This is a genomic window from Pseudomonas fluorescens (genome assembly GCF_902498195.1).
Lineage (GTDB): Bacteria > Pseudomonadota > Gammaproteobacteria > Pseudomonadales > Pseudomonadaceae > Aquipseudomonas > Aquipseudomonas fluorescens_BU.
Map to the genome: position 1 here is coordinate 312,322 of NZ_CABVIY010000007.1, position 22,892 is coordinate 335,213.

At 62.1% G+C, this 22,892-nt stretch carries 26 protein-coding genes; 2 read left to right on the top strand and 24 right to left on the bottom strand.

The features are described from left to right. Window positions 1-110: 110 nt before the first annotated feature. The 10 genes from F8N66_RS25240 to ccmA form a co-directional block, all read right to left on the bottom strand. A complete protein-coding gene (locus F8N66_RS25240; protein ID WP_150772738.1) occupies window positions 111-515 on the bottom strand; it encodes a hypothetical protein in 405 nt (134 codons plus the stop codon). A gap of 14 nt (window positions 516-529) precedes the next feature. Further along, complete coding sequence (gene ccmI / locus F8N66_RS25245; protein WP_150772739.1) at window positions 530-1,732, bottom strand: c-type cytochrome biogenesis protein CcmI; 1,203 nt, start codon at window positions 1,730-1,732, stop codon at window positions 530-532. Beyond that, the gene (locus F8N66_RS25250) at window positions 1,729-2,199 is read right to left on the bottom strand and encodes a cytochrome c-type biogenesis protein (RefSeq protein ID WP_150772740.1); all 471 of its coding nucleotides are present in this window, start codon (window positions 2,197-2,199) and stop codon (window positions 1,729-1,731) included. Before F8N66_RS25250 ends, ccmI begins: the two co-directional genes overlap by 4 nt. Continuing rightward, window positions 2,196-2,732 (bottom strand): DsbE family thiol:disulfide interchange protein, encoded by a 537-nt coding sequence (locus F8N66_RS25255; RefSeq protein WP_150772741.1) that lies wholly within the window; start codon window positions 2,730-2,732, stop codon window positions 2,196-2,198. Before F8N66_RS25255 ends, F8N66_RS25250 begins: the two co-directional genes overlap by 4 nt. Next, window positions 2,729-4,717, bottom strand: a complete 1,989-nt coding sequence (locus F8N66_RS25260) for a heme lyase CcmF/NrfE family subunit (RefSeq protein ID WP_150772742.1) — start codon at window positions 4,715-4,717, stop codon at window positions 2,729-2,731. The genes F8N66_RS25255 and F8N66_RS25260 overlap by 4 nt, the downstream gene beginning before the upstream one ends. A gap of 3 nt (window positions 4,718-4,720) precedes the next feature. Next, complete coding sequence (ccmE, locus tag F8N66_RS25265) at window positions 4,721-5,176, bottom strand: cytochrome c maturation protein CcmE (protein WP_150772743.1); 456 nt, start codon at window positions 5,174-5,176, stop codon at window positions 4,721-4,723. Next, window positions 5,173-5,349: a heme exporter protein CcmD gene (gene ccmD, locus F8N66_RS25270; RefSeq protein ID WP_008055370.1), complete on the bottom strand. Its 177-nt coding sequence runs from the start codon at window positions 5,347-5,349 to the stop codon at window positions 5,173-5,175. Before ccmD ends, ccmE begins: the two co-directional genes overlap by 4 nt. Beyond that, window positions 5,346-6,104: a heme ABC transporter permease gene (locus tag F8N66_RS25275; RefSeq protein ID WP_191623055.1), complete on the bottom strand. Its 759-nt coding sequence runs from the start codon at window positions 6,102-6,104 to the stop codon at window positions 5,346-5,348. Before F8N66_RS25275 ends, ccmD begins: the two co-directional genes overlap by 4 nt. 94 nt (window positions 6,105-6,198) lie before the next feature. Continuing rightward, window positions 6,199-6,867: a heme exporter protein CcmB gene (gene ccmB, locus F8N66_RS25280; protein ID WP_007980754.1), complete on the bottom strand. Its 669-nt coding sequence runs from the start codon at window positions 6,865-6,867 to the stop codon at window positions 6,199-6,201. Next, on the bottom strand, window positions 6,864-7,499 hold the full coding sequence (ccmA, locus tag F8N66_RS25285) for a cytochrome c biogenesis heme-transporting ATPase CcmA (RefSeq protein ID WP_150772745.1): 636 nt from the start codon (window positions 7,497-7,499) through the stop codon (window positions 6,864-6,866). The genes ccmB and ccmA overlap by 4 nt, the downstream gene beginning before the upstream one ends. Window positions 7,500-7,697: 198 nt before the next feature. On the opposite strand from ccmA, the gene F8N66_RS25290 reads away from it, so the two are divergent. After that, window positions 7,698-9,272, top strand: a complete 1,575-nt coding sequence (locus F8N66_RS25290) for a flagellar hook-length control protein FliK (protein WP_150772746.1) — start codon at window positions 7,698-7,700, stop codon at window positions 9,270-9,272. Further along, a complete protein-coding gene (locus tag F8N66_RS25295) occupies window positions 9,269-9,598 on the top strand; it encodes an EscU/YscU/HrcU family type III secretion system export apparatus switch protein (RefSeq protein WP_150772747.1) in 330 nt (109 codons plus the stop codon). The genes F8N66_RS25290 and F8N66_RS25295 overlap by 4 nt, the downstream gene beginning before the upstream one ends. 158 nt (window positions 9,599-9,756) lie before the next feature. On the opposite strand, the gene F8N66_RS25300 is transcribed toward F8N66_RS25295, so the two are convergent. The 14 genes from F8N66_RS25300 to flhF all read right to left on the bottom strand — a co-directional run bounded on the left by F8N66_RS25300 (window position 9,757) and on the right by flhF (window position 22,886). After that, window positions 9,757-10,251: a hypothetical protein gene (locus tag F8N66_RS25300; RefSeq protein ID WP_150772748.1), complete on the bottom strand. Its 495-nt coding sequence runs from the start codon at window positions 10,249-10,251 to the stop codon at window positions 9,757-9,759. Between the two features lie 250 nt (window positions 10,252-10,501). After that, complete coding sequence (locus F8N66_RS25305; protein ID WP_150772749.1) at window positions 10,502-10,894, bottom strand: DUF2802 domain-containing protein; 393 nt, start codon at window positions 10,892-10,894, stop codon at window positions 10,502-10,504. Next, entirely contained in the window at window positions 10,895-11,380 is a 486-nt protein-coding gene (locus tag F8N66_RS25310; protein WP_007980742.1) for a chemotaxis protein CheW, read from the bottom strand. It lies immediately after the preceding gene. An 88-nt stretch (window positions 11,381-11,468) separates the two neighbouring features. Further along, window positions 11,469-12,401 carry a CheW domain-containing protein gene (locus tag F8N66_RS25315; protein ID WP_150772750.1) on the bottom strand — a complete coding sequence of 311 codons (933 nt, stop codon included), beginning with the start codon at window positions 12,399-12,401 and terminating at the stop codon, window positions 11,469-11,471. A 133-nt stretch (window positions 12,402-12,534) separates the two neighbouring features. Further along, a complete protein-coding gene (locus F8N66_RS25320; RefSeq protein ID WP_150772751.1) occupies window positions 12,535-13,323 on the bottom strand; it encodes a ParA family protein in 789 nt (262 codons plus the stop codon). 48 nt (window positions 13,324-13,371) lie between these two features. Further along, entirely contained in the window at window positions 13,372-14,262 is an 891-nt protein-coding gene (gene motD, locus F8N66_RS25325; RefSeq protein WP_150772752.1) for a flagellar motor protein MotD, read from the bottom strand. 12 nt (window positions 14,263-14,274) lie between these two features. Further along, entirely contained in the window at window positions 14,275-15,015 is a 741-nt protein-coding gene (locus tag F8N66_RS25330; RefSeq protein WP_150772753.1) for a flagellar motor protein, read from the bottom strand. Beyond that, window positions 15,015-16,148 (bottom strand): protein-glutamate methylesterase/protein-glutamine glutaminase, encoded by a 1,134-nt coding sequence (locus F8N66_RS25335; RefSeq protein WP_150772754.1) that lies wholly within the window; start codon window positions 16,146-16,148, stop codon window positions 15,015-15,017. Before F8N66_RS25335 ends, F8N66_RS25330 begins: the two co-directional genes overlap by 1 nt. A gap of 50 nt (window positions 16,149-16,198) precedes the next feature. Continuing rightward, window positions 16,199-18,466, bottom strand: coding sequence for a chemotaxis protein CheA (locus F8N66_RS25340; RefSeq protein WP_150772755.1), 2,268 nt, complete (start codon window positions 18,464-18,466; stop codon window positions 16,199-16,201). Window positions 18,467-18,530: 64 nt separating this feature from the next. Then, window positions 18,531-19,319, bottom strand: a complete 789-nt coding sequence (locus F8N66_RS25345; protein ID WP_150772756.1) for a protein phosphatase CheZ — start codon at window positions 19,317-19,319, stop codon at window positions 18,531-18,533. Between the two features lie 19 nt (window positions 19,320-19,338). Continuing rightward, complete coding sequence (locus tag F8N66_RS25350; protein ID WP_003183998.1) at window positions 19,339-19,710, bottom strand: chemotaxis response regulator CheY; 372 nt, start codon at window positions 19,708-19,710, stop codon at window positions 19,339-19,341. 166 nt (window positions 19,711-19,876) lie between these two features. Continuing rightward, the gene (gene fliA, locus F8N66_RS25355; RefSeq protein ID WP_007894214.1) at window positions 19,877-20,617 is read right to left on the bottom strand and encodes an RNA polymerase sigma factor FliA; all 741 of its coding nucleotides are present in this window, start codon (window positions 20,615-20,617) and stop codon (window positions 19,877-19,879) included. Beyond that, complete coding sequence (gene fleN, locus F8N66_RS25360) at window positions 20,614-21,444, bottom strand: flagellar synthesis regulator FleN (RefSeq protein WP_008001746.1); 831 nt, start codon at window positions 21,442-21,444, stop codon at window positions 20,614-20,616. Before fleN ends, fliA begins: the two co-directional genes overlap by 4 nt. Before the next feature lie 116 nt (window positions 21,445-21,560). Continuing rightward, on the bottom strand, window positions 21,561-22,886 hold the full coding sequence (gene flhF / locus F8N66_RS25365) for a flagellar biosynthesis protein FlhF (RefSeq protein ID WP_150772757.1): 1,326 nt from the start codon (window positions 22,884-22,886) through the stop codon (window positions 21,561-21,563). Between the last annotated feature and the right edge of the window lie 6 nt (window positions 22,887-22,892).

Below are 22,892 nucleotides of genomic sequence, written 5' to 3' on the forward strand. Positions count from 1 at the left end.
GACTTTTTAGCTGAATGTCACACCGCTTTCGCGAGCAAGCCCGCTCCCACAGGGTCGAGCGGTGATTCTTCATTCACAAAAAAGGCGACCCTCGAAGGTCGCCTTTTGCATTACTGGCCGAATTGCCGTCCCAGGCCTCCCGGCACACCGTGGATATCCGTCTCCTCCCACGGCCCTTTCGGGCTGATCGAACGGCTCCAGCCGTTATTCCAGCGGTAGTAAGTCCGCTGACGGTAGAAGGTGTTGGGCTGGTCATCGAGCACATACACCCCCATTTTCGGATCCCAGTGGCTGTTCCCCCCCGGTGGCGGTGCGAAGCTGGCGGAGGTGCGCGGCAGCGGCTTGGCGGGTTTGGCCGGGATGCTCGGTTTGCTCGGGCTCGGCGAGGTCGACGGCGTTGGCTTGGGCTGCGAGGGCGGGATCGGCGGCAACCGTGTCGGCTCGGGTTGTTGGACCGCACAAGCGCTCAGCCCTAAAACGACGCTGAGCAAAGTGATACGAGCGATAGCGGTCATGGTGGTGGTTCCTGTCATTTATCCGGGCTGTCGATGGTCAGTTTTTGCGGCGCGGTGGTGCTGCTGGCCAGAGGCTGGCTGCGACCGATCCACTCGCCAGCCGTCGGTTGGCCGGCGCGGGAGATGCGCGCAACCAGTTGGACTTCAGGGAAGTTAGACAGTTTCAACTGCGGCATCATCGCGTCGGCATCGCCCAGCTCGACGGTCGCCGGCAGGTCGGCCACGGTCAGGCGCTTGGCCGCCAGCGGCGCGGGTGGCCCGGAGGTGGCGCGGGCGAAGATGAACACCGTGTCACCCGGTTGAACCTTGCCTTTCAGGTCAGCCGCCAGGTCCACCTGGACCTTGAGCAACGCGCCCGCCTTGGCCACCGGTGCCGGGGCCACTTTGCCACCGCCCGCTTCCAGTTTTTCGGTGGCGCGGGCAATGCCGCCTTGCAGCGCAATGCGGGATTTGTCCTCCGGCGGCAGTTGCTCCAGCAGGCGATTCCAGTAATCGATGGCCTCCTGATAACGCTGCGCTTCGAATGCCGCGATGCCCAGCAGGCCCAGGCTGGTGACCTCTTTCGGATCGGCCTTCAAGGCTTCATCGGTCAGCGCCTGAATCTTGTCGGACCATTTCTTGCCATCGGCAAAGTACTGGGCCTGTGCCCACTGCCCCAACAATTCGGGTTGGCGGCCGGCCAGGTTGACCGTGCGTTCGAAGATCTTTGCCGCGTCGGCAGGACGCTCCTGGGTCATGTAGGTGCGACCCAGGAAATACAGGGCTTCAGCGGAGTCCGGCTGCGCCGCGACCGCACGCTCCAGGCGCCGGGTCATTTCTTCCATCGACTGCGGTGCCTGGGAAAATTCCCGGGTCAGTTCGACTTTGTCGCTGGCCCCGAAATGCAGGTACAAGCCCAGGCCCAGCACCGGCACCAGGATCGCCGCCAGCAACGGCGCCGGTTTGCCCAGGCGCGACACCCGTGGCGCGGCAACGCCTTCGGTGTCGGCCAGCAGCTCACGGGCAGCTTCGGCGCGACCGGCGTCCATTTGCGCCGCATCGAGAACGCCCTCTTCGCGCTGAGTCTGCAACTCAGCCACGCGTTCCTGATACAGCGCCACGTTCAGGGCAGTACGATCCTCTTCGAGCTGGGCGCGACGACTGCGCAGGATGGGGATCAACAGAAAACTCAGGGCCACCAGGAGCAGCAGACCTGCAGCGAGCCAGAAATCAATCATTCTTGGTTTTTATCCAACAGGTGGTCGAGGCGCTCGCGCTCCTCGGCAGAAAGCGAGTCCGGGGTGCTGGCGCGTTGTACGCGACGACGGCGGACGATCACCGCGATGATCACGAAACCGCCCAGCAACAGGCCGGCAGGGCCGAACCAGAGCAACGCGGTCTTGGCGTTAAGGGCCGGTTTGTAGCGGACGAAATCCCCGTAGCGGTCAACCATGAAGTCGATGATCTGCTGGTTGTCCTTGCCCTCGCCCAACATGCGGAAAATCTCTTTGCGCAGGTCGGCGGCGATCGGTGCATTGGAGTCGGCGATGTCCTGGTTCTGGCACTTGGGGCAGCGCAGCTCCTTGGTCAACTCGCGAAAACGCTCGCGATCCCCTTCCTTGGCGAACTCATAGGTGTCGATGGCGGCATGGGCCACCCCGGCCAGGCTCAAGCCCAGAATAACCGCGGCGATCCAGCGCTTCATGGCTTGGCCTCGTCAACCAGCGCCTGATACTTGGCCGCCAGCTTTTCCCGCCAGACCTGCTCGTCGATCACCCCGACGAACTTGTCGCGGATGATGCCCTTGGCGTCGATGAAGAAGGTTTCCGGCGCGCCGTAAACACCGAGGTTCAGGCCCAGGGTGCCTTCGTCATCGCGGATGTCCAGCTGGTACGGGTTGTGGAATTCACTCAGCCACTTCAAGGCGTCGGCGTTGACGTCCTTGTAGTTGATGCCATAAATCACCACGCCCTTTTCGGCCAGTTTGTTCAGCACCGGGTGCTCGACCCGGCAGGAAATGCACCAGGTCCCCCAGACGTTGACCAGCGCCGGTTTGCCGAGGATATCGGCGCGGGTCAGGGTCTTGTCGCCCTGCACCGACGGCAGGGAAAACGCCGGGAACGGTTTGTTGATCATCGCCGAGGGCAACTCGGCCGGGTCCAGGTACAGACCGCGATACAGGAAAACGGCGACCACCAGAAATATCGCCAGTGGCAACAGCATCAACCAACGTCTCATGCAGTGGCTCCCGACAGGCCCAGTGCTTCACGCACGCGGCTTTTCACCTTGACCCGGTAACGGCCATCCAGCGCCGCCAGCAAACCGCCAAGCCCGGTCAGCAAGCCGCCGAACCAGATCCAGCGCACGAACGGCTTGACGTGGACGCGCACCGCCCAGGCGCCATCGCCCAGCGGTTCACCCAGCGCCACATAGAGGTCACGGGTAAAGCCGGCATCGATCCCGGCTTCGGTCATCACCGAGTTCTGCACGGTATAGAGGCGTTTTTCCGGGTGCAGCACGCTGACTTCCTTGCCGCCCTTGATCACCCGCACGGTGGCCTTGTCGGAGGTGAAGTTCGGGCCTTCAAAGTGCTTGGCGCCTTCGAACACGAACTGGTAACCGCCCAGGGCCATGGATTCGCCGGGTGCCAGGCGCAGGTCGCGCTCGGCGCTGTTCTGGCTCGACAGCACCACGCCGAGGGCGCAGACCGCGATGCCCAGGTGCGCAACCTGCATGCCCCAATAGCTGCGGGTCAGGGTCGGCAGGCCTTTGATCAGGCCTTTGTGGCGAGTCTTGTCGAAGATGTCACGCACCCCGGCCAGCAACACCCAGGCCGCCAGCATGAAGGTGGCCAGCACCGCCCAGTTGAAATCGCCGTAGGCGACGCCAGCCACCACGGCCAGCGCGGCGCTGCCGAGCAGCACCGGCGTGAGCATGCTGACCAGCCATTTCACCGGGGTGTCTTTCCAGCGCACGATCACGCCCACCGCCATCACCAGCATCAACAAGGCCATCAAGGGAATGAACAGCGCGTTGAAGTACGGCGGCCCGACCGACAGCTTGGCGCCGGTCATGGCATCGAGAATCAGCGGGTACAAGGTGCCCAGCAGGATCATCGACGCCGCCACCACCAGCACCAGGTTGTTGCCCAGCAGTAGGGTTTCCCGGGACCAGAGGTTGAAGCCGACCTGGCTCTTGACCACAGGGGCGCGCAGGGCGAACAGCGTCAGCGAACCGCCGACCACGAACAACAGGAAAATCAGGATGAACACGCCGCGCTCCGGGTCGGAAGCAAAAGCATGAACCGAGGTCAGCACGCCGGAACGCACGAGGAAAGTGCCCAGCAGGCTCAACGAAAACGCGGCAATGGCCAGCAACACCGTCCAGCTCTTGAACACGCCACGTTTTTCCGTGACCGCCAGCGAGTGAATCAGCGCGGTGCCCACCAGCCATGGCATGAAGGACGCGTTTTCCACCGGGTCCCAGAACCACCAGCCGCCCCAGCCGAGTTCGTAATAGGCCCACCACGAGCCGAGGGTGATGCCGATGCCGAGGAAGGCCCAGGCCACGATGGTCCACGGACGCGACCAGCGCGCCCATGCCGCATCCAGGCGACCGCCCATCAACGCCGCGATGGCGAAGGCGAAGGCCACGGAGAAACCGACATACCCCATGTACAGCATCGGCGGGTGCACGATCAGGCCGATGTCTTGCAGCAGCGGATTAAGGTCGGCGCCATCGCTGGGCATTTGCGGCAGGATGCGTTTGAACGGGTTGGACGTGAGGATCAGGAACAGCAGGAAGCCGGTGCTGATCATGCCCATCACCGCCAGTACCCGCGCCAGCATCACCTGCGGCAACTGCCGGGAGAACACCGATACCGCGAAGGTCCAGCCACCGAGGATCAGCGCCCACAGCAGCAACGAGCCTTCGTGCGCGCCCCACACGGCGCTGAATTTGTAGTACCACGGCAAGGCGCTGTTGGAGTTGTTGGCCACGTAGGCCACGGAGAAGTCGTCCACCATGAACGCATAGGTCAGGCAACCAAAGGCAAACGCGAGGAAGGCGAACTGGCCCCACGCGGCCGGCTGGGCCAGGCTCATCCACAAACGGTCGCCCCGCCAGGCGCCGAGCAAGGGCACCACGGCCTGAACCAGGGCAAAGCACAGCGCCAGAATCATGGCCAGATGGCCCAACTCGGGAATAAAGATGCCGGAAGTCATGGATCAACCCTCCTTCGCGGGTGTTGGAGCGGATTGACCACTGTCTTTCAACGCCTTGGTCACTTCGGGTGGCATGTATTTCTCGTCGTGCTTGGCCAGCACTTCATCGGCCACCACCACGCCATCGGCATTGAGCTTGCCCAGGGCGACGATGCCCTGCCCTTCGCGGAACAGGTCCGGCAGGATGCCGCGATAGGTGATGGTCACGGATTTGCTGAAGTCGGTGACGACGAATTTCACATCCAGCGAGTCCGGGGAACGCTGCAGCGAGCCCTTCTCGACCATGCCGCCGGCGCGAATACGGGTGCCTTGCGGGGCTTCGCCGTTGGCGATCTGGGTCGGGGTGTAGAACAGATTGATGTTTTGCTGCAGGGCGCTCAAGGCCAGGCCGACGGCAGCGCCGACCCCGACCAGAATCGCCAGAATGATGATAAGACGCTTTTTACGCAGCGGATTCACTTGCCGTTCTCCCGGCGCAGACGACGCGCCTCTTGTTGCAGATACCGCTTGCGGGCCAGGATCGGCGCCGCCACGTTGAGGGCCAGCACTGCCAGGCAGATGCCATAGGCCGACCAGACATACAGGCCGTGATGGCCCATGGCGAGGAAGTCGCCGAATGACGCAAAACTCATCGAACGGCCTCCAGGCTGTTTTCCACTTCGGCTTTCACCCAGCTGGCCCGCGCCTCGCGCTTGAGCACTTCAAGGCGCATGCGCAGCAGCAAGACCGCACCGAAGAAGCAGTAGAAGCCCAGCGCGGTCAGCAGCAGTGGCAGCCACATTTCGGCGGGCATCGCCGGTTTTTCGGTGAGGGTGAAGGTCGCGCCCTGGTGCAGGGTGTTCCACCACTCCACCGAGTATTTGATGATCGGGATGTTGATCACGCCGACAATCGCCAGCACCGCGCAGGCCTTGGCCGCGCTGTCACGATTGCTGATGGCGTTGCCCAGCGCAATGAGACCGAAGTACAGGAACAGCAGGATCAACATCGACGTAAGGCGCGCATCCCAGACCCACCACGACCCCCAGGTCGGTTTGCCCCAGATCGCGCCCGTGACCAGCGCCACCGCCGTCATCCACGCGCCGATGGGCGCCGCGCATTGCAGGGCGACGTCGGCCAGTTTCATTTTCCACACCAGCCCGACGATGCCGCAGACGGCCAGCATCACGTAGATGGACTGCGCCAGCATCGCGGCCGGAACGTGGATATAGATGATGCGAAAGCTGTTGCCCTGCTGATAGTCGGGCGGCGCGAAGGCCAGGCCCCAGACCACGCCAACGCCGATCAGCAGCAACGCCGCCAGGCTCAGCCAGGGCAACATCTTGCCGCTGATGCCGTAGAACCACTTGGGTGAGCCGAGCTTATGAAACCAGGTCCAGTTCATTATTGTTTCCATCACGGTTGCCGCTCGTTTTCACGACGCGGCCAAAGGGTCTGCTTTTAATTAAAAGAAGTGGTTAATTTTTAACCAGACCTCATTATTATTCGCCGACGCTGATCTTCAGGCCAGCGGCTATTGCAAAGGGTGTCAGGGTTATCGCCAGGGCGGTCAGGCTACCCAGCCACAACAGATAACCGGTCGCCGGCATGCCCTGCAAGGCGGCCTGCAAGGCGCCACTGCCAAGGATCAACACCGGGATGTACAACGGCAGAATCAGCAACGCCAGCAACAGGCCACCACGCTTCAATCCGACGGTCAACGCCGCGCCCACCGCACCGAGCAGGCTCAGCACCGGTGTACCCAGCAATAGAGAAAGCAGCAACACCGGCAGACAGGCGGCAGGCAAACCGAGCATCAACGCCAGCAAGGGTGCGAGCAAAACCAGTGCCAGGCCGGAAAACGCCCAGTGTGCCAGCACCTTGGCCAAAACCAGAAGAGCCAGGGGGTGCGGCGAAAGGACCCACTGTTCCAGCGATCCGTCTTCGAAATCACTGCGGAAAAGCCCGTCCAGCGAGAGCAAAACCGATAAAAGGGCCGCTACCCAGACCAGTCCCGGAGACAAGGTTTGCAACAATTGAGACTCGGGACCGACCGCCAACGGGAACAGCGAAACGACGATGGCGAAAAACACCAGCGGATTGGCCAGCTCCGCCGGGCGACGGAATAACAGACGGGCCTCACGGGCGACCAACAGGCCGAACACACTCATACGGCCCACTTCCCCAGATCAATGTCGCGATAGCTGGCCGGCAGGCGGCTCAGCGTGTGGTGGGTGGTCAACACCACCATGCCGCCGCGTTCGCAATGGCCGGCCAGGTGTTCTTCCAACTGCGCCACGCCTTGTTTGTCGAGCGCGGTGAAGGGTTCATCGAGAATCCACAGCGGCGGACTGTCCAGGTACAAGCGCGCCAGGGCGACACGCCGCTGTTGGCCAGCGGACAGGGTGTGGCAGGGCACGTCTTCGAAACCGCGCAGTCCGACCGCTGCCAGCGCCTGCCAGATCGCTTCATGGGAGGCAGGCTGATGCAGGGCGCAGAGCCAGCTGAGGTTCTCTTGCGGCGTCAACAGATCCTTGATCCCCGCCGCATGGCCGATCCACAGCAGGTTGCGCGCCAGCTCCGTGCGTTGTTCGTCGAGGGGTTGCCCATTGAGCAGCACTTGACCGGCGGTCGGGTGCATCAGTCCCGCCAGCAGACGCAACAGGCTGGTCTTGCCACTGCCGTTGGGGCCGCTGATCTGCACCATTTCGCCACTGGCCAGTCTCAAATCGAGATTTTCAAAAAGCAGCCGAAGGTCTCGCTCACAGGCAAGGGCAACGGTTTGCAGGACTGGACTGGTCAAGGGTTCACGGGCCTTATACGGTTCAAGTCGGCTCTGGCGCGGCCGTTAAAGAGATGCAGAATAGATCTATTGACGGCTCCAACTCGCGAGCCAGGTCAAATATTTGCAATGTTTTCGCCACTCTGTATACAACGGGGCGGCATTATACATGCCATTTCCTACTCTAAAGAGCGCATTTTCCCAAGGTTGTGACCGCGTATGACAGGCGAAATGAACATCCTCCCGCTACCGCAGACCACCCCCGCTACCGTGCGTCCGCTGGTGGTCAGTGGCGAGTTGCTCAAGCTGCTGACGCCTGTCGAAGGCCTGATCACGGCCGGTCAGACGGCCAAGGCGGAAGTCCTGTCGCTCAAGCAGGCCGACCAGACGTTTCAACTGCTGCTGAAGGTCACCCTGGACAGCGGGCGCCAGACTACCGTCCAGGCCACCAGCAACCTGCCGCTGGCGCAAGGCACCAGCATCGCAGTGACCCAGCCATCGGCGGGCAATCTGGCGATTACCGTGCAACAGGCCATTGCTTCCAGCGTCGCCACCCTCACCCGCATCGACACCGCTCAACTGCCGGTCGGCACCCTGTTGCAGGGCAAAGTGCTGACCTCCCAGGTGTTGCCGCAGGTGCCAGGGCAACCGACGGTGTTTCGCTCGATGGTGAGCCTGCTCAATACCGCCCTGAGCGGTCGCACCCTGAGCATCGACAGTCCGCAGCCATTGCGGATCGGCACCTTGCTCAGCGCCCAGGTGCAGGACACCCAGACCTTGAAGTTCGTGCCCCTGAGCAATCGCCAAGAGCAATTGGCGGTGACCCAACAACTGGTCAGCCAGACCAGTCGCCAGGGTTCGCTCGATGGCCTGCTCAAGCTGCTGCAAAACCTGCCGCCCTCGAACCAGACCTCCAGCGACCTGCGCATGGCCGTGGACAAATTGCTCGCCGGCCTGCCCGATGTGCGCCAATTGAGCACGCCGAAAGGCCTGGCCTTTGCGCTCGCCGGCAGCGGTGCCTTCCTCGAAACCAAGCTGCTGACCGGACAAAACCCGACGCAGGCCCCCGACATGAAAGCCGACCTGCTCAAGCTCATCGCACAGCTCACACCCAGCCTGCCGGCCAGCACCAATCTCAACGCGATCATCGCCGCCAACACCCTGGCCCAGGCCATGCCGAGTTTCGTGCGCAACGCCCTCGGCATGCTCGGGCAGGTCAGCGCCAAACCATCGCCAATCAATTTCCCGCTGCCCGAGCGCCTGCTGCAAAGCGCCGAGGGCGAAGACGATCTCGAACACCTGCTGCGCCTGGCCGCCGCCGCGGTTTCACGCCTGCAAAGCCATCAACTGTCGAGCCTGGAACAGACCGGCGTCACCAGTGACGGTCGCCTGGTCAGCACCTGGCAGCTGGAAATACCGATGCGCACCCTGCAAGACATCGTGCCGATGCAGATCAAGTTCCAGCGCGAAGAGACGCCCGAAAAAGACCAGCCCCAGGAACGCCGCGACGAGCGCGAGCCGAAACAACCGCTGTGGCGCGTCGAACTGGCCTTCGACATGGAGCCATTGGGGCCGATGCAGATTCAGGCACAGCTGATCAAGGGCAGCCTGTCCAGCCAGCTGTGGGCCGAACGGCCGTACACCGCCAGCCTGATCGAAAACAACCTGGCCGCATTGCGCCAACGCTTGCTGGCATCAGGCCTCAACGTCGGCGATCTCAATTGCCATCACGGCAAACCGCCCCAGGGTCCGCAAACCCGACTTGATCAACGCTGGGTCGACGAAACCGCATGAAAAACCCCAACGCCCCACGCCAGGCCATCGCCCTCAAATACGACGGCACCCACGCCCCCACCCTCACCGCCAAGGGCGACGAAGAACTGGCCGAAGAAATCCTCAGGATCGCCCGCGACTATGAAGTGCCGATCTATGAAAACGCCGAACTGGTGAGACTGCTGGCGCGCATGGAGCTGGGGGACAGTATTCCGGAGGAGTTGTACCGGACGATTGCCGAGATTATTGCGTTTGCCTGGAATTTGAAGGGCAAGTTTCCGGCGGGGCACGATCCTGAAGCGCCCATGGTCGAGAAGGATATTACTGATCGCGGGGATGATTATTGAGGCTTCGAAGACGCCATCGCGGGCAGGCTCGCTCCACAGGGATTGGCGGCGTTCACATAGGTTGTGTCCACCCCGCTCCATTGTGGGAGCGAGCCTGCTCGCGATAGCGATTTCGACCTAACCACGAGCATTCAATCCTGACGCCATTTGACAGCCGACTACGCCGACGTCGCGCTACCCGGTGTGAAAAATCGCAAGAGCCTGCGACTGCGCCCGACAATCAAGCCATTGATCAACCCAGCCCCCAGTGCCGAGGTCACTACCGCTGTGACTTCATTCACCAGCTCCGGATGCATGGCCGCCTGATAACCACCGTAATAGCGCCAGGCAAAGAAGCTCCAATACACAATCAGCACCTTGACCGTCCCGCCCAGTACCAGACGATCCCCTTCGCGCTCCACCCTGTCGTACGAGTAAAAGCGCAACGCCAGAAACCAGCCTGCCAGCAACCCAAGCGCATAGCTCGATACCGGTATGGCAATACCTTGGGCGAGGTTCAGCGAGATCAGGGACAGACTGACGAATATCGCCGGTGTGACCTGCAAAGACCTTTTCGATTCATGATTCCTGAAGCAGGCGACAACGCCGTAGTACGTCAGGTAAGTGAAGACCGCATAAACCCACAGCGGTGTACCGCGCAAAATGTCGAGCATAGGGCCTCCCTGGCACTGTATTTCCCGGATTGAGCTGTTTGCAGATTGGTGAGCACGACCAACCCGCAGAAGCAAAGCTTGCTCGCGATGAGGCCGGTACATTCAACATCAACGGCGCTGGACACACCGCCTTCGCGAGCAAGCCCGCTCCCACACGGGATCTTCATTGAGCACCTATTTTGTGTGCTGCACAGATCCAGTGTGGGAGCGGGCTTGCTCGCGAATTGCGATCTCAATGCAATCGCAACAATCAGTTTTTGTGAAGCTTGCTCATCAACTCCGCCTCAGCCTGGGTCAAGCCGCAGGACTGGGTCAGTTCGTCGACGCTGGCGCCCATTCCTACCAGTCGCGCCGCCTGGGCGAACGACAGGCTGGTGGGGTCGCGTTGTTCAACCCGGGCGAGCTGGTCCGGCAACGGCGCGACGATGGCGCGCAGTTCGTGCAGGTCTTCGCCCATGCGCACGTTGCCGTTCTGATAGTCATCGACCCGCTTGCCCAGGTCCTTGATGCGCTGGTCACGCAGCGCATCGCCCTGGGCCTGTTGCGCGGCGATCTGCCGTTGACCCCTTATGTACGCCAGAAACATTGCCAGCGTGCCTGCCCAGAAAAGGAACAGGACAATGACCGCAACCTCGAGAATCAATCAGATACTCTCCAGTTCCGACCATTCTTCTTCGCTCATCATCTTGTCGAGCTCGACCAGGATCAGCAGTTCGTTGTTCTTGTTGCACACGCCCTGGATAAACTTGGCGGACTCTTCGTTACCGACGTTCGGTGCGGTTTCGATTTCCGACTGACGCAGGTAAACCACTTCGGCCACGCTGTCGACCATGATCCCGACCACTTGCTTATCGGCTTCGATGATGACGATGCGGGTGTTGTCGCTGATCTCGGCGTTCATCAGGCCGAAGCGCTGACGGGTATCGATCACGGTGACCACGTTGCCGCGCAGGTTGATGATGCCCAGCACGTAGCTCGGGGCACCCGGCACCGGGGCGATCTCGGTGTAGCGCAGGACTTCCTGAACGCGCATCACGTTGATGCCGTAGGTTTCATTGTCCAGCTTGAAGGTCACCCATTGCAGGATCGGATCTTCGGAACCCTTTGCCGCCGTCGCCTTATCATTCATACCCTGACCCCTCGAAAAACCGCCCTGGCGGTGTGTGCTCTGTTTGGCGGCATTCAACAATGCCGTCGCATGTTTGTTATGTCGGCTGTTATGTCGATTTGTGTAGCGGCTTGCTGCCGCCCATGTGCTTGGCCCCACCACTGGCGATCAACTCGGCCAGCGCGGAAACGTCGAGCAACGCACACATGTGTTCAATCACGGTGCCCGCCAGCCATGGCCGTTGACCACGGTGGCTGCGCCATTTGATTTCGTTCGGGTCCAGGCGCAACGAGCGGCTGACCTGATGCACGGCCAGCCCCCACTCATAACCCTGGACCGAAATAACGTATTGCAGGCCCTGGCGGAAATCGTCGCGATAACGGTCGGGCATGACCCAACGCGCGGTGTCCAGCACCTTCAGGTTGCCGGCCTGACTCGGCAGGATCCCCAGGAACCACTCCGGCTGACCGAACAGCGGCGTCAGTTCGTGGCCGGCCAGGGGGTAAATCGACCCCAGGCACACCAGCGGCACCGCCAGGGTCAGGCCGGCCACATCGAACAACAGGCATTCGAACGGCTCGGCCGCCCAGGCCGGACGCCCGTCGGTGTCCACCGGTGGCGGCGTGTTGGCGGGTGGCAGGTGAACTTCGACGATGGGAGTGACCAGCGCCTGTTGTTCTTCGACAACGGCTGGCTCCGGCGCGGGCGGCACCTCGACGGTCGGCGGCACCAAAGCCTGGAGCAACGGTGCGATGGTCGAAACCGGCGCCAGCACGGGGGCCGGCGCTTCGACCACGACAACGGGCGCCTTCGCTACCGGCGCGACCACAGGCGCAGGCGCGGCGACGATTTTATGCGCATCGCGGGCTTGCTCTTCGAGCACTGCCGCCTGGAATTCGTCCAGAGCCGCTTCAACCTCGACCACCTCGGGCGGCACATCGATGTGCGGTGCGAGTTCCTCGGTGATGTCCTGCAGCAGGCTGTCCAGATAAGACTGCAGCGCCAGTTGCGGGCGTGAAGTGGTCTTCAATGGCCGGTTCATGAGCTGGCCCCTGCTTCTGTAGGAGCGAGCATGCTCGCGATGAACCTGAGAGCGCCACGGCGTGCCAGGTTTGCCGCGTCATCGTTGACGATCATCGCGAGCGTGCTCGCTCCTACAGGGATCGGGGTCATCTTCATGCCACCTGCGCCACGAGTTGCGCCGCCAGCAGATGCTTGAGCAGCGCACGATAAGCCAGCACGCCACGGCTCTTGCCGTCGAATTGCGAAGGTGTCAGCCCGGCACGGCTGGCATCGCGCAGGCGCGTGTCCACCGGGATGTAGCCTTGCCAGATGTCTTCGGGAAACTTGTCGCGCAATACCCGCAGCGTCCCGAGGGACGCTTGCGTGCGGCGATCGAACAGGGTCGGGACGATGGTGAACGGCAAGGCCTGCTTGCGCGAGCGATTGATCATCGCCAGGGTGTTGACCATGCGTTCCAGGCCCTTGACCGCCAGGTGTTCGGTCTGCACCGGGATCACCAGTTGCTGGCTGGCCGCCAAGGCATTGACCATCAGCACGCCAAGCAGCGGCGGGCTGTCGATCACCGCGTAATCGAAGTCCTGCCACAGCTGCGCCAGGCTCTTGGCGATCACCAGGCCCAGGCCGCTTTGGCCCGGCGACTGGCGTTCGAGGGTGGCCAGCGCGGTACTCGACGGCAACAGGGAAATGCGTTCGTCACTGGTGGACAGCAGCAATTGGCCAGGAAGGCCTTGCGGCACGCTGCCCTTGTGCAGGAACAGGTCGTAGTTGCTGTGTTCCAGGGTGTCGGGGTCGTAGCCAAAATAGCTGGTCATGGAGCCATGGGGGTCGAGGTCGACCACGACCACGCGCTTGCCCGCCTCGGCCAGCAATCCGGCTAAAGCGATGGAGGAAGTGGTTTTACCGACACCACCCTTTTGATTGGCGACTGCCCAGACTCTCATTCGGATTGTTCCACCCGGCCAACCCTGAGGAATCGGCCGAGAAATAGCTCAACGTGTTAATGCCGGTGACGGAGAATTGACGGCGTTCTCTCGTACCGGCGACATAACCCTGGTCGGTGCAGTTTGTGTGCCAGCACGCTTCAACGCGGCGTCCGGCGTGGTATGAGCGGTTCCGGTCCCGGTGAGACTGCGGCGCACATCGAGATTGCGCGACACCACGAGCACCACGCGACGGTTGCGGGCCCGGCCCTCGGCCGTGGCGTTATTGGCCACCGGCTGGAATTCACCGTAACCCACCGACGCCAGGCGCCCGGGGTTGACGCCCTGCATCGCCAGCATGCGCACGATGCTCGCCGAACGGGCCGATGACAGTTCCCAGTTGGTCGGGTACTGCGAAGTCCGTATCGGTTGATCGTCGGTAAAGCCTTCGACGTGAATCGGGTTGTCGAACGGCTTCAGGATCCCCGCGACCTTGTCGATGATGTTGAACGCGATGTCGCTGGGCATGGCGTCGCCACTGCCAAACAACAGGCTGGAATTGAGTTCGATCTCGACCCACAGCTCGTTGCCGCGCACGGTCATCTGGTTGGAGCTGATCAGGTCGCCGAACGCCGCGCTGATGTCATCGGCAATGCTTTTAAGCGGATCGCTCGCACCCGCCACCCCGGCATCGACCTGCTCGCTGTCCTTGACCAGTGGTTTGGCCGGGGTCACCGTCTTGGGACGTTCGTCGCCGATGGGGATTGGCTTGAGCGCGCGATCGGTGTCGGTGAAGACTCCGATCAGCGCTTCGGAAATGATCTTGTACTTGCCTTCGTTGACCGAAGAGATGGAGTACATCACCACGAAAAAGGCGAACAGCAAGGTGATGAAGTCTGCGTACGACACCAGCCAGCGTTCGTGGTTGACGTGTTCATCATGCTGGCGACGACGGGCCATGAGCGTATTCCCTTAATCCATGAAGCCCTGGAGCTTCAACTCAATGGAGCGAGGGTTTTCACCTTCGGCGATCGACAGGATGCCTTCCAGCAACATTTCGCGATAACGCGACTGGCGCAACGCAACGGATTTGAGTTTGGCGGCAATCGGCAGCAACACCAGGTTGGCACTGGCCACGCCGTAGATGGTGGCGACGAAGGCCACGGCGATGCCGTTGCCCAGCTGCGACGGATCCCCGAGGTTGCCCATGACGTGAATCAGGCCCATCACCGCACCGATGATGCCGATGGTCGGCGCATAACCACCCATGCTTTCGAATACCTTGGCGGCCTCGATGTCGCGGCTTTCCTGGGTGTAGAAATCCACTTCCAGGATGCTGCGGATCGCTTCGGGTTCGGCGCCGTCCACCAGCAGTTGCAGGCCCTTGCGCGAGTAGCTGTCCGGTTCGGCGTCGGCCACCCCTTCCAGGCCGAGCAAGCCTTCCTTGCGCGCGGTCAGGCTCCAGTTGACGACACGATCGATGCCCCCGGCCAGGTCGACACGCGGAGGAAACAGAATCCACCCCAGGATCTGCATGGCGCGCTTGAACGCGCTCATCGGCGATTGCAGCAATGCCGCGCCGACGGTCCCGCCGAGCACGATCAGTGCCGCCGGGCCGTTGGCCAGGGCGCCCAGGTGGCCGCCTTCCAGGTAGTTGCCGCCGATGATGGCGACGAACGCCATGATGATGCCGATCAGGCTTAGAACGTCCATCAGATACAGGCCTCGACCAGGTGCTTGCCGATGTCATCGAGGCTGTACACCGCGTCGGCGAGTTCGGCTTTGACGATGGCCATCGGCATGCCGTAGATCACGCAGCTGGCTTCATCCTGGGCCCAGATCGAACTGCCACCCTGTTTCAACAGGCGCGCACCTTCGCGACCGTCGGCGCCCATGCCGGTCAACACCACCGCCAGAACTTTGTCGCCGTAGGTCTTGGCCGCCGAACCGAAGGTGATGTCCACGCACGGCTTGTAGTTCAAACGCTCGTCGCCCGGCAGGATTTTCACCGCGCCACGGCCGTCGATCATCATTTGCTTGCCACCCGGTGCCAGCAGCGCCAGGCCCGGACGCAGGATGTCGCCATCCTCGGCTTCCTTGACGCTGATGCGGCACAGCTTGTCCAGGCGCTCGGCGAAGGCCTTGGTGAAGGCTGCCGGCATGTGCTGGATCAGCACGATCGGTGCCGGAAAGCTGGCTGGCAACTGGGTCAGTACCCGCTGCAGGGCAACCGGGCCGCCGGTGGACGTGCCGATGGCCACCAGCTTGTAGGCTTTGCGCTTGGGTGCCGGCGACGACGGGCTGGCCGCCGCGTGGGTACGCGCCGGAATCGGTGCAGGCGCCGGACGCACCGGTGCGCTGCCGCCATAACTGCCCAGGCTTGAAGGCGCCGGGGCTGGCGCAGGGGCGGCGACCGGAGCCGGCGCACTGTAGCTGCTGACGCGTCGGTTACTGCGCGAGATGCTGAGAATTTTTTCGCACAGCAGTTGCTTGACCTTCTCGGGGTTGCGCGAGATGTCTTCGAAATTCTTCGGCAGGAAGTCCACCGCGCCGGCGTCCAGCGCATCGAGGGTCACCCGGGCGCCTTCGTGGGTCAGCGAGGAAAACATCAAGACCGGTGTCGGGCAGCGCTGCATGATGTGCCGCACCGCCGTGATGCCGTCCATCATCGGCATCTCGTAGTCCATGGTGATCACGTCCGGCTTGAGGGCCAGCGCCTGATCGATCGCCTCTTTTCCGTTGGTCGCCGTACCGACGACCTGGATATTCGAATCCGCTGAAAGAATTTCCGAGACGCGGCGGCGGAAAAACCCCGAATCATCCACCACCAGGACCTTGACTGCCATAAACACTCCGTTAGATGCAGCGGGGCCTCAGTCGCCCCGCTCCACCAGAATCAAATACGCCGTGTGGCGTAACGCTTGAGCATGCTCGGAACATCGAGAATCAGCGCAATGCGCCCGTCACCGGTAATGGTGGCGCCCGACATGCCCGGGGTTCCCTGGAGCATTTTGCCCAATGGCTTGATGACCACTTCTTCCTGGCCCACCAGTTGATCGACGACGAAGCCGATCCGCTGGGTGCCCACCGAAAGGATCACCACATGGCCTTCGCGCTGCTCTTCGTGAGCGGCGGAGCTGACCAACCAGCGCTTGAGGTAGAACAACGGCAGCGCCTTGTCCCGCACGATCACCACTTCCTGGCCATCCACCACATTGGTGGTCGACAGGTCGAGGTGGAAGATCTCGTTGACGTTCACCAGCGGGAACGCGAAGGCCTGGTTGCCGAGCATGACCATCAGGGTCGGCATGATCGCCAGGGTCAACGGCACCTTGATGATGATCTTCGATCCCTGGCCCTTGGCCGAGAAGATGTTGATCGAGCCGTTGAGCTGGGAAATCTTGGTCTTCACCACGTCCATGCCCACGCCACGACCCGACACGTCGGAAATCTCGGTCTTGGTCGAGAAGCCCGGGGCGAAAATCAGGTTGTAGCACTCGGTGTCGCTCAGCCGGTCGGCCGCGTCCTTGTCCATCACGCCGCGTTTCACCGCGATGGCACGCAGGACGTTCGGGTCCATGCCCTTGCCGTCATCGGAGATCGACAACAGGATGTGGTCGCCTTCCTGTTCGGCTGCCAGGATCACCTTGCCGCCACGGGCCTTGCCCGACGCTTCGCGCTCTTCCGGCGACTCGATGCCGTGGTCGACCGCGTTGCGCACCAAGTGGACCAGCGGGTCGGCCAGGGCCTCGACGAGGTTCTTGTCGAGGTCGGTTTCTTCGCCGACCAGCTCCAGGTTGATCTCTTTCTTCAGCTGGCGAGCCAGGTCGCGAACCAGGCGCGGGAAACGCCCGAAGACTTTCTTGATCGGTTGCATCCGGGTCTTCATGACCGCGGTCTGCAGGTCGGCCGTGACCACGTCGAGGTTCGACACGGCCTTGGACATCGCCTCATCGGCGCTGTTGGCCCCCAGGCGAACCAGGCGGTTACGCACCAGTACCAGTTCGCCGACCATGTTCATGATTTCGTCCAGGCGCGCGGTGTCGACCCGCACGGTGGTCTCGGCTTCGCTGGCCGGTTTTTCCGCGGGCGGCGAGGCCGGGGCACGGGCGGGTGCCGGGGCAGCGGCGGCTGGAGCAGCGGCTGGAGCGGGTGTTTCGGCTTTCGGCTCGGGCGCCTTGGCCGCCGGTGCAGGCGCCGCAGCCTTGGCCACCGGCGTTGCAACCGGGGCGCTGGCGCCGGAGGCCTTGCCGACTTCCGTGAACTTGCCCTTGCCGTGCAATTCGTCGAGCAGTGATTCGAATTCGTGATCGGAGATCAGGTCGCTGCCGGCCGCAACGGCGGCTGGCGCGGCGGGTGTCGGCACCGACGCAATGGCCGATTCCAGCGCCTCCACCGCAAAGTTGCCCTTGCCGTGCAGCTGGTCGAGCAGTGCTTCGAATTCGTCGTCGGTGATGTCGGAGCTGTCGCCCGCGGCTTTCGGCGCTTCTGGCGCGGCCGGTGCAGCCGCAGCCACCGCATCGACGGCGAACTGGCCTTTGCCGTGCAGCTGGTCGAGTAACGACTCGAATTCGGCATCGGTGATTTCGTCGCTGGCAACGGCATCGCCGGCAGGTGCCGGAGCCGTCGTGGTGGCCTCGGCCTCGGCCTTGACGGCGTTCAGCGAGTCCAGCAGTTGTTCGAATTCATTGTCGGTGATGTCGCCCGATTCGCTTTCGGCGACAGGCGCTTGCACCACCTCGGCCACCGGCGCAGGTGCGGCCTCGTCGGCCGTTTGCGGTTCGGCCAGACGGGCCAGGGCCGCCAGCAATTCAGGTGTGGCAGCCGTGATCGGGCTGCGCTCGCGGACTTCGCTGAACATGCTGTTCACCGCGTCCAGCGCTTCGAGAACCACGTCCATCAGTTCCGAGTCGACGCGACGTTCACCCTTGCGCAGGATGTCGAACACGTTCTCGGCGATGTGACAGCACTCCACCAGCTCGTTGAGCTGGAGGAAGCCGGCGCCCCCTTTTACAGTGTGAAAACCGCGAAAAATTGCATTGAGCAAGTCCGCATCATCCGGTCGGCTTTCCAGCTCGACCAGTTGCTCGGACAGTTGCTCTAGAATCTCGCCGGCCTCAACCAGGAAATCCTGAAGGATCTCTTCATCGGCGCCGAAGCTCATTAAGGGTGTGCTCCTAACAGGTTTAAAAACCCAAAAAACCTAAAGTTTCAAAGTGCTGAAGATTCTAGAAACCCAGGCTGGATAACAAATCGTCCACATCGTCCTGACCGGACACAACGTCTTCTCTTTTATCGGCATGAATCTGCGGACCTTCACCCTGAGAGAGATGTTTTTGTGGATCTTTTTCTGCAAGCATCGCCGCACGGTCATGTTCGATGCCCGCGAAGCGGTCTACCTGGCTGGCCATGAGCACGAGCTTGAGCAGGTTGCTTTCAACTTCGGTGACCAGTTGGGTCACGCGCTTGATCACCTGGCCGGTGAGGTCCTGGTAATCCTGGGCCAACAGGATGTCGTTGAGGTTGCTCGACACGGCGCGACCATCCTCGGCGCTACGCGCCAGGAACCCGTCGACGCGCCGGGCCAGTTCGCGAAACTCTTCAGCCCCGACTTCGCGACGCATGAAGCGCCCCCAGTCCGTGCTCAAGGCCTGGGCTTCCTCACTCAGGCGATTGACCACCGGCGTGGCATTTTCCACCAGGTCCATGGTGCGGTTGGCCGCGGCCTCGGTCAGCTTGACCACATACCCCAGGCGCTCGGTGGCGTCGGTGATCTGTGACACTTCCTCGGCTTGCGGCATGTGCGGGTCAATCTGGAAATTGACGATCGCGCTGTGCAGCTCGCGGGTGAGCTTGCCCACTTCCTGATACAGGCCGCGGTCACGGGTCTGGTTGAGCTCATGGATCAATTGCACAGCATCGCCGAACCTGCCTTTTTCAAGGCTCGCGACCAATTCGACGGCGTGTTTTTTCAGGGTCGATTCAAAATCGCCCTGCGAAGATTCGTTATGCCCCATAGCTCCCCCGTGGCGCAGTTCAACCGATGCGTTCGAAAATCTTCTCGATTTTTTCTTTCAACGCCTGGGCCGTGAAGGGTTTGACCACATAGCCGTTTACACCGGCCTGGGCGGCTTCGATGATCTGCTCGCGCTTGGCTTCAGCAGTCACCATCAGCACCGGCAGGTGCTTGAGTTTTTCATCGGCACGCACGTGGCGCAGCAGATCGATACCGGTCATGCCAGGCATGTTCCAGTCCGTTACCAGAAAGTCGATGCTCCCGCTGTTGAGGACCGGAATGGCGGTAGTGCCATCGTCAGCCTCGACCGTGTTGGTGAACCCAAGGTCACGCAACAGGTTTTTAATGATCCGCCGCATCGTTGAGAAGTCATCAACGATGAGGATTTTCATGTTCTTGTCCAATTCGACCTCCAAGCAGACTAAAACGCGCCCAGCACCTGGACGCGCCATTTCAATCAATCTGGCAAAGCACTCGATGACGGTGTGGAGTACAACGGATCGAGACCGGTGCGGTTCATCACCCCACCAGCCACGTCGCAGTGCCCCCACACTGCCTTCAGCGCGCTCGCCACTCTCCCAAACGCCCCCGCAAACGGGCCGCGCACTGGCTGTGTAACTGGCTGACCCGAGATTCGCTGACCCCCAGGACCTCACCGATTTCCTTGAGGTTCAGCTCTTCGTCGTAGTACAGCGCCAACACCAGTCGCTCGCGCTCCGGCAAATTGGCAATCGCATCCGCCAGCGCCGCCTGGAAGCGTTCGTCTTCCAGATCGCGTGACGGTTCGAGATGAGCACTCGCGCCATCCTCGTGCAGCCCTTCGTGTTCGCCGTCCTGCAACAGATCGTCGAAACTGAACAAGCGGCTGCCCAGGGTGTCGTTCAAAATCCCGTAGTAATCGTCGAGACTCAATTGGAGTTCGGCCGCAACCTCGTGATCTTTAGCGTCACGGCCGGTTTTAGCTTCAATCGAGCGAATGGCGTCGCTGACCATTCGGGTGTTGCGGTGAACCGAACGTGGCGCCCAGTCCCCTTTTCGTACTTCATCGAGCATGGCGCCGCGGATGCGGATGCCGGCGTAGGTCTCGAAACTCGCGCCTTTGCTGGCGTCATATTTGGTGGACACTTCCAGCAGGCCGATCATCCCGGCCTGGATCAGGTCTTCGACCTGGACACTGGCCGGCAGACGCGCCAGCAAGTGGTAGGCAATGCGTTTGACCAGTGGCGCGTAACGCTCGATCAGCTCGTACTGCGCGTCACGCGCCGACTTCTTGTACAGGTTGTAGCCGCTGGCTGTCATAGCACGGGTCCTGCCGTCTGTTGCACGAGGCGCTCAACGAAAAACTCCAGGTGCCCGCGCGGGTTGGCGGGCAGCGGCCAGGTATCGACCTTTTGTGCGATGGCCTTGAACGCCAGCGAGCACTTGGAACGCGGGAACGCTTCGTACACGGCGCGCTGCTTCTGCACCGCCTTGCGCACGCTTTCGTCGTAGGGCACCGCGCCGACGTATTGCAGGGCCACGTCGAGGAAGCGGTCGGTGACCTTGGTCAACTTGGCGAACAGGTTGCGACCTTCCTGCGGGCTCTGCGCCATGTTGGCCAGGACGCGGAAGCGGTTCATGCCGTAATCGCGGTTGAGCAGCTTGATCAGGGCGTAGGCGTCGGTGATCGAGGTCGGTTCATCGCAGACCACCAGCAACACTTCCTGCGCGGCGCGCACGAAACTGACTACCGAGTCACCGATACCCGCAGCGGTGTCGATCACCAGTACATCGAGGTTGTCGCCGATGTCGCTGAACGCCTGGATCAGGCCGGCGTGCTGCGCCGGGCTCAGGTGAACCATGCTCTGGGTGCCGGACGCGGCCGGCACGATGCGGATGCCGCCGGGCCCCTGCAACAGGACGTCGCGCAGCTCGCAGCGGCCTTCGATCACGTCGGCCAGGGTACGTTTGGGGGTCAGGCCCAGCAGAACGTCGACGTTCGCCAGCCCAAGGTCGGCGTCCAGCAGCATGACGCGCCGGCCAAGCTCCGCCAAAGCCAGGGACAAGTTCACTGACACGTTAGTTTTCCCGACGCCACCTTTGCCGCCGGTCACCGCGATCACCTGTACGGGATGCATGCTGCCCATGTTATTTCTTTACCTTGTCTTGCATAGACGGAGGCCACATTACTGGCTGCGCGTTCACCAACTGAACAATGCATGGCAGACCATCGATGTAGGTACAAAAACGATTCATTGTTACCTCAGCCTACCTGCTTGGTGGGGCTGTGGTAGATATCAGCGAACATGTCAGCCATGGCTTCTTCGCTGGGCTCTTCCTGCATTTGCACGCTGACGGCGCGACTGACCAGCTGATGACGGCGCGGCAGATGCAGATCATCCGGAATCCGCGGGCCATCGGTCAGGTAAGCCACCGGCAATTCATGACTGATGGCCAGGCTCAACACCTCGCCCAGGCTCGCCGTCTCATCCAGTTTAGTCAGGATGCAGCCAGCGAGGCCGCAACGCTTGTAACTGTGATAAGCGGCAGTTAGAACCTGTTTCTGGCTGGTGGTTGCCAGGACCAGGTAATTCTTTGAGCGGATGCCACGCCCGGCCAGGCTTTCGAGCTGCATGCGCAGCGCCGGATCGCTGGCCTGCAGGCCGGCGGTGTCGATCAGCACGACGCGCTTGCGCAGCAGTGGATCCAGCGCCTGCACCAGCGATTGACCCGGGTCGACGTGGGTCACCGACACATTGAGAATCCGACCGAGGGTCTTGAGTTGTTCCTGCGCACCAATACGGTAGCTGTCCATGCTCACCAGCGCGATGTTTTGCGCGCCGTACTTGAGCACGTAACGGGCGGCCAGCTTGGCCAGGGTGGTGGTCTTGCCCATGCCGGCAGGGCCGACCATGGCAATCACACCGCCCTCTTCCAGCGGTTCCATTTCCGGCGTGACGATCATCCGCGCCAGGTGCGCGAGCAACATGCGCCAGGCCTGGCGGGGTTCTTCAATCTCGGTGATCAGCGCCAGCAGATCCCGCGACAACGGGCCGGACAGGCCGATGCGCTGCAAACGGCGCCAGAGATTGGCCTGGTCCGGGCGGCTGCCTTGCAGCTGGTTCCAGGCCAGGGAGCCCAACTGCACTTCAAGCAGCTCGCGCAGGCCGTTGAGTTCGAAACGCATCGAATCGAACGCACGCTGGTCGACACTCGGCGCGGCAGCCGGGGCTGGCGCCGGGCGACGGGGTTCGGCATAGGTCGGTTCGATCAGCGGTTCGGCGGCGGTCAACGGCAGGCCGGCGAACAACTGGCGATTGGTGGCGTTGTCGCTCTCGCCCTCGCTGCGCAGGCTCAACTCGGCCTGGGCGGTGACGATCCGCGACTGCGTCTTGCGCAGCTCGTCTTCGAGCTCCATGTTCGGTACACGCGGCGCCAGCGCCGACAGCTTGTAATCCAGGGCAGCCGTCAGCTCGACACCCCCGGCGATCCGGCGGTTGCCAATGATGGCGGCTTCAGCGCCCAGCTCATCACGAACCAGTTTCATGGCCTGACGCATATCGGCGGCGAAAAAACGCTTAACTTGCATAAACCA

Coding starts and splice junctions, on each gene's coding strand:
- F8N66_RS25330 (WP_150772753.1), bottom strand. CDS start 15,015: ATGGACGTTCTAAGCCTGATCGGCATCATCATGGCGTTCGTCGCCATC.
- F8N66_RS25250 (WP_150772740.1), bottom strand. CDS start 2,199: ATGAAGCGCTGGATCGCCGCGGTTATTCTGGGCTTGAGCCTGGCCGGG.
- ccmB (WP_007980754.1), bottom strand. CDS start 6,867: ATGAGTGTGTTCGGCCTGTTGGTCGCCCGTGAGGCCCGTCTGTTATTC.
- F8N66_RS25320 (WP_150772751.1), bottom strand. CDS start 13,323: ATGAGAGTCTGGGCAGTCGCCAATCAAAAGGGTGGTGTCGGTAAAACC.
- ccmI (WP_150772739.1), bottom strand. CDS start 1,732: ATGATTGATTTCTGGCTCGCTGCAGGTCTGCTGCTCCTGGTGGCCCTG.
- fleN (WP_008001746.1), bottom strand. CDS start 21,444: ATGGGCAGCATGCATCCCGTACAGGTGATCGCGGTGACCGGCGGCAAA.
- F8N66_RS25345 (WP_150772756.1), bottom strand. CDS start 19,319: ATGGGGCATAACGAATCTTCGCAGGGCGATTTTGAATCGACCCTGAAA.
- F8N66_RS25255 (WP_150772741.1), bottom strand. CDS start 2,732: ATGAGACGTTGGTTGATGCTGTTGCCACTGGCGATATTTCTGGTGGTC.
- flhF (WP_150772757.1), bottom strand. CDS start 22,886: ATGCAAGTTAAGCGTTTTTTCGCCGCCGATATGCGTCAGGCCATGAAA.
- F8N66_RS25310 (WP_007980742.1), bottom strand. CDS start 11,380: ATGAATGATAAGGCGACGGCGGCAAAGGGTTCCGAAGATCCGATCCTG.
- F8N66_RS25240 (WP_150772738.1), bottom strand. CDS start 515: ATGACCGCTATCGCTCGTATCACTTTGCTCAGCGTCGTTTTAGGGCTG.
- F8N66_RS25260 (WP_150772742.1), bottom strand. CDS start 4,717: ATGACTTCCGGCATCTTTATTCCCGAGTTGGGCCATCTGGCCATGATT.
- F8N66_RS25290 (WP_150772746.1), top strand. CDS start 7,698: ATGACAGGCGAAATGAACATCCTCCCGCTACCGCAGACCACCCCCGCT.
- F8N66_RS25350 (WP_003183998.1), bottom strand. CDS start 19,710: ATGAAAATCCTCATCGTTGATGACTTCTCAACGATGCGGCGGATCATT.
- F8N66_RS25295 (WP_150772747.1), top strand. CDS start 9,269: ATGAAAAACCCCAACGCCCCACGCCAGGCCATCGCCCTCAAATACGAC.
- fliA (WP_007894214.1), bottom strand. CDS start 20,617: ATGACAGCCAGCGGCTACAACCTGTACAAGAAGTCGGCGCGTGACGCG.
- F8N66_RS25315 (WP_150772750.1), bottom strand. CDS start 12,401: ATGAACCGGCCATTGAAGACCACTTCACGCCCGCAACTGGCGCTGCAG.
- motD (WP_150772752.1), bottom strand. CDS start 14,262: ATGGCCCGTCGTCGCCAGCATGATGAACACGTCAACCACGAACGCTGG.
- F8N66_RS25300 (WP_150772748.1), bottom strand. CDS start 10,251: ATGCTCGACATTTTGCGCGGTACACCGCTGTGGGTTTATGCGGTCTTC.
- ccmD (WP_008055370.1), bottom strand. CDS start 5,349: ATGAGTTTTGCGTCATTCGGCGACTTCCTCGCCATGGGCCATCACGGC.
- F8N66_RS25340 (WP_150772755.1), bottom strand. CDS start 18,466: ATGAGCTTCGGCGCCGATGAAGAGATCCTTCAGGATTTCCTGGTTGAG.
- F8N66_RS25335 (WP_150772754.1), bottom strand. CDS start 16,148: ATGGCAGTCAAGGTCCTGGTGGTGGATGATTCGGGGTTTTTCCGCCGC.